The sequence below is a fragment of the Kitasatospora sp. MBT66 genome (assembly GCF_000710405.2).
In the GTDB taxonomy this organism is placed as follows: domain Bacteria; phylum Actinomycetota; class Actinomycetes; order Streptomycetales; family Streptomycetaceae; genus Kitasatospora; species Kitasatospora purpeofusca.
The window spans coordinates 44053-48751 of record NZ_JAIY01000025.1 but is presented as its reverse complement, the minus strand read 5'-3'; the positions used below and the strand labels follow the sequence as shown (position 1 = coordinate 48751).

Annotated in this window: 4 protein-coding genes; 2 read left to right on the top strand and 2 right to left on the bottom strand. The window is 74.5% G+C overall.

The features are described from left to right. Positions 1–101: 101 nt before the first annotated feature. Positions 102–2315, top strand: a complete 2214-nt coding sequence (locus tag BI06_RS44780) for a discoidin domain-containing protein (RefSeq protein ID WP_043478810.1) — start codon at positions 102–104, stop codon at positions 2313–2315. 61 nt (positions 2316–2376) lie between these two features. On the opposite strand, the gene BI06_RS44775 is transcribed toward BI06_RS44780, so the two are convergent. Then, entirely contained in the window at positions 2377–2997 is a 621-nt protein-coding gene (locus tag BI06_RS44775; protein WP_043478807.1) for a DJ-1/PfpI family protein, read from the bottom strand. Between the two features lie 37 nt (positions 2998–3034). Continuing rightward, positions 3035–3664: a LysE family transporter gene (locus BI06_RS44770; protein WP_030398476.1), complete on the bottom strand. Its 630-nt coding sequence runs from the start codon at positions 3662–3664 to the stop codon at positions 3035–3037. Positions 3665–3884: 220 nt separating this feature from the next. Between BI06_RS44770 and BI06_RS44765 the strand changes: the two genes are divergently transcribed. Continuing rightward, positions 3885–4679: a hypothetical protein gene (locus BI06_RS44765; RefSeq protein ID WP_043478804.1), complete on the top strand. Its 795-nt coding sequence runs from the start codon at positions 3885–3887 to the stop codon at positions 4677–4679. The last annotated feature ends 20 nt before the right edge of the window (positions 4680–4699 follow it).

The window sequence follows — 4699 nt, the reverse complement described above, 5'->3', positions numbered from 1 at the left end:
GCCGTCCCGTCGTTCCCCACCGCCCGGCGCCCAACGGCGTACCGGGCACGGGCCGCGGTGTGCGCCTCCGCCTTCACCCACCCCCACCGCAGGAGCAGCCCATGAGGCTCACTTCAGCACGCCCGCGTCGCGGGGGGCCGGCCGCCAGGCTCGGTCTCGCCCTGCTCGCGGCCACCACCCTCGCCCTGCCGGGACCGGCCGCCCTCGCGGCCCCCGCCACCGGCGCGTCCAGCACCGCCGCCGCCCCCGCCGCCGCCGAGTGCGGTGCCGCGGACGCCGCGCGGGGCCGCCCGGCCACCGCCTCCTCCACCGAGAACGCCGGTCTGTCCGCCGCCAACGCCGTCGACGGCGACGCCGGTACCCGCTGGTCCTCCGCCTTCGCCGACCCGCAGTGGTTGCAGGTCGACCTCGGCTCGGTGCGGCAGCTGTGCCGGGTCGAACTTGCCTGGGAGGCGGCGTACGGGCGCGCCTACCAGATCCAGGCCTCCGACGACGGCGTCACCTGGCGGACCCTCTACTCCACCGCGAACGGCACCGGCGGCACCGAGACCGTCGCGGTCTCCGGCAGCGGCCGCTACGTCCGGCTCAACGGCCAGGCCCGGGGCACCGCCTGGGGCTACTCGCTGTGGGAGCTGCGGGTCGCCGCCTCCGACGGCCCGACCGTGCCGCCGGTGCAGGGCGGCGGCGACCTCGGCCCCAACGTGCTGGTCTTCGACCCCGGCACGCCCGGCATCCAGGCCAAGCTGGACGAGGTGTTCCGCAAGCAGGAGTCCAACCAGTTCGGCCCCGAGCGGTACGCGCTGCTGTTCAAGCCGGGCACCTACCAGAACCTCAACGCCCAACTCGGCTTCTACACCTCGATCGCGGGCCTCGGCCTCAAGCCCGACGACACCACCTTCAACGGCGATGTCACCGTGGACGCGGGCTGGTTCAACGGCAACGCCACCCAGAACTTCTGGCGCTCCGCGGAGAACCTCGCCCTCAACCCGGTCAACGGCACCGACCGCTGGGCCGTCGCCCAGGCCGCGCCGTTCCGCCGGATGCACGTCCGGGGCGGGCTCAACCTGGCGCCGAACGGCTACGGCTGGGCCAGCGGCGGCTACATCGCCGACAGCCGGGTGGACGGCCAGATCGGCAACTACTCGCAGCAGCAGTGGTACACCCGGGACAGCGCGATCGGCGGCTTCTCCAACGGCGTCTGGAACCAGGTCTTCTCCGGCGTCCAGGGCGCGCCCGCGCAGAGCTTCCCGAACCCGCCCTACACCACCCTCGACACCACCCCGGTGTCGCGCGAGAAGCCGTTCCTCTACCTGGAGGGCAACGAGTACCGGGTGTTCGTCCCGGCGAAGCGGACCAACGCCCGGGGCGTCTCCTGGGACGGCACCCCGCAGGGCACCTCGCGGCCGCTGAACCAGTTCTACCTGGTCAAGCCAGGTGCGACGGCGGCCACCATCAACCAGGCGCTGGCGCAGGGCCTGGACCTGCTGTTCACCCCCGGCGTCTACCACGTGGACCGGCCGATCGAGGTGACCCGCCCGGACACCGTGGTGCTCGGCCTCGGCCTGGCCACCGTGGTGCCCGACAACGGGGTGACCGCGATCCGGGTCGCCGACGTGGACGGCGTCCGGCTGGCCGGGCTGCTGGTCGACGCCGGACCGGTCAACTCGCCGGTGCTGGTCCAGATCGGGCCGGACAACGCGGCCGCCGACCACGCGGCGAACCCGACCACCCTCCAGGACGTGTTCGTCCGGGTCGGCGGCGCGGGCGCGGGCTCGGCCACCGCCGGGATCGTGGTCAACAGTGACGACGTGATCGTCGACCACACCTGGATCTGGCGCGCCGACCACGGCACCGGCGTCGGCTGGACGGTCAACCCGGCCGACTACGGCCTCGTGGTGCGCGGCGACGACGTGCTCGGCACCGGGCTGTTCGTCGAGCACTTCAAGAAGTACGACGTCGAGTGGTCGGGCGAACGCGGCCGGACGATCTTCTTCCAGAACGAGATCGCCTACGACGCCCCGAACCAGGCCGCCGTGCAGAACGGCGCCACCAGGGGCTGGGCTGCCTACAAGGTGGACGACAACGTCACCACCCACGAGGGCTGGGGCCTCGGCAGCTACTGCTACTTCAACGTGGACCCGAGCATCCGGATGGACCACGGCTTCGAGGCCCCGGTCCGGCCCGGGGTGCGGTTCCACGACCTGCTGGTGGTCTCGCTGGGCGGCAACGGCCAGTACGAGCACGTGATCAACGGCACCGGCGGCGCGACCTCCGGCACCTCCACCACCCCGTCCACGGTCACCTCCTTCCCGTGACGGCACCCGCCGCCGGCCCCGCACCCGGGGCCGGCGGCGGCTCGGGCCCGCGTCCTGGGGTTCAGCCCAGGGTGCGGGCCCGCTCGATCACCTCGGCCGAGGCCTTGGCCACCGAGCCGCTGTCGAACGGGGGTTGCGGGTCGTACTCGGTGGTCAGCTGGATCGCCCGGGCGGTCAGCTCGTCGGTGAGCAGCGCGGCCAGCGAGACGGCCATGTCGATCCCGGAGGAGACCCCGGCGGCGGTGATCAGCCGGCCGTGCCGGACCACCCGCTCCGGTGTGTAGACGGCGCCGTGCGACTCCAGTTCGTCGGCCGCCTGCCAGTGGGTGGTGGCGGTCAGGCCGGTCAGCAGGCCGGCCGCGCCGAGCACGATCGACCCGGTGCAGACCGAGGTGGTGAAGCGGGTGCCGGCGTGGATCCGGCGGACCCAGTCGAGGAAGCCGGGGTCCGCGAGCATCGGCCGGATGCCGCCCCCGCCCGGGACCAGCAGGACGTCGCACCGCTCCACCTCGGTGTACGCGGTCGGCACGTGCACTGGCAGGGCGCCCAGGTCGTCCCGTACCAGGCCGGGTTCGGCGGTGACGAACCGCACGGTGGCCCCGGGCACGTAGGCGAGGATCTCGTAGGGCCCGATCGCGTCGAGCGGCTCGAATCGGTCGAAGAGCGGTATCACGATGTCCATGCGCCGCAGCCTAGCCAGCCACGTCGCCACCGGGCGGTCAGTGCTGGAGGGCGAGGCGGACGGCCAGGGCGAGGACGACCAGGTTGCCGGTGAGGCCGGTGAGGAGTCGGCCGCGGGGGCCGGTGAGGAGGCGGCGGAGCAGGGCGCCGCCGGTGGCGAGCAGGGCCTGCCAGCTGGCCGAGGCGGCGAAGGCGGCCAGGACGAAGACCAGGCCGGGCCCGAGGCTGCCGGGGCCGGTGCGGCCGCCGAGCACCAGGGCGCTGAAGTAGACCACGGTGAGCGGGTTGAGGAGGGTCAGGCCGAGCAGCGAGGCGTAGGTGCGCCAGGGGGAGGCGGGCGCGGGGGGCGGGGGGCCGGCCGGGTCCCGGTCGGCCCGGTGGGTGCGGAGCGTGGCGCGCAGCCCGTGCGCGGCGAGGAGGACGAGGACGGCCGCGGCGGCGAGTTCGAGGGCGCCGGCGGCCGGTGCGAGCAGCGGGGCGAGCGTCGCGCCGCCGATCAGCGCGAGCAGGGCGTACAGGCCGTCGGCGGTGGCCACGCCCAGGGCGGCGGCCAGGCCCCGGGCCAGCGAGACGCGGGAGGCGAGGGTGACGATCAGGACGGAGATCGCCCCGACCGGCACGGCGATGCCGTAGCCGGCGAGGAGCCCGGAGAGCAGGGCGTCGGTCATGGGGGTTCCGGTTCGGGCGGTGGCGGGGAGGCGTGGTGGCCGGGAGCGTAGTGCGCGGCCGCCGGGCCGGGCCACCGGTTTTGTCGGACAGGTCCCCGGTGGCCGATCGGCGGGATTCGGTCCGGTGACCGAGTCTCCGGGGGTGTCCGGTGTTTCCCTCGGGAGTGATCGGGAGCGATCGGGATGCGATCGGGAACGGTCCGAGGAGAGGGGGGTCGTGATGAGGACGCGGCTGTGGCCGGTACTGCTGGCGGTCTGTCCGGCACTGTTCGCGGTGGCGACGAACCTGGTGACCAACCAGGTGTCGTTGTCGCCGCTCTGGTGGGCGGTGGTGGCGGCGGGGTGCGCGGTGCTGGCCGGGGTGCTGGTGTTCCAGACCTACCGGGAGCTGCGCGGTCCGCGGCCCGCGCCGGTGGCGGCGCCGGTGCCGCCCGGGCCGGTGGCCGCGCCGCCGGTGACCGGTGACGCGACGGTGCTCGGTGGTCTGCGGACCGGTCAGCCCGGGGCGGGCCTGATGATCGTGCTCTGCGGGCTCTTCGTGGCGGGGATGGCCGCGCTGGTGATGTCGAAGCCGGGCTCGGCGACCAAGAAGTGGCGCCCGGGCCCGCACGACCCGACGATGTTCGGGGCGCACCCGCTGGGCAGCTGGGTGGGCCTGGCTGTGCTGCTGATGCTGTTCGTCGTGCCGGCCGTGGTGGTGGCGGTCGGGCGGGGCCGGGGCCGGCTGGAGTTCTCGGCGGAGGCGCTGGTGTTCAGCGGGCGCGGGGGCCGGGTGGTGCTGCCGTGGTCGGAACTGTCGGCGGTGGAGGTCAGGTCGACGTTCTTCGGCGGCACCTGGCTGGAGGCGCGCCCGGTCCAGGGCTCGCCGCTGCTGATGACGCGGCCGACGATGGGAATGTTCGACGCCAAGCGCCGGGTGCTGCGGATCTGCGACCTCGGGGTGGTGGGCGTCCCCGCGCACGCGGTCCGGGCGGCGCTCGCCCGCTGGCAGCCGCGGGCGGCCCGGCAGCGGTGAGCGCCGCCGGGCCGTTCGCC

Bases quoted from the DNA above. Each gene is read 5' to 3' on its own strand.
- BI06_RS44780 (WP_043478810.1), top strand. From the start codon at position 102: ATGAGGCTCACTTCAGCACGCCCGCGTCGCGGGGGGCCGGCCGCCAGG.
- BI06_RS44775 (WP_043478807.1), bottom strand. From the start codon at position 2,997: ATGGACATCGTGATACCGCTCTTCGACCGATTCGAGCCGCTCGACGCG.
- BI06_RS44770 (WP_030398476.1), bottom strand. From the start codon at position 3,664: ATGACCGACGCCCTGCTCTCCGGGCTCCTCGCCGGCTACGGCATCGCC.
- BI06_RS44765 (WP_043478804.1), top strand. From the start codon at position 3,885: ATGAGGACGCGGCTGTGGCCGGTACTGCTGGCGGTCTGTCCGGCACTG.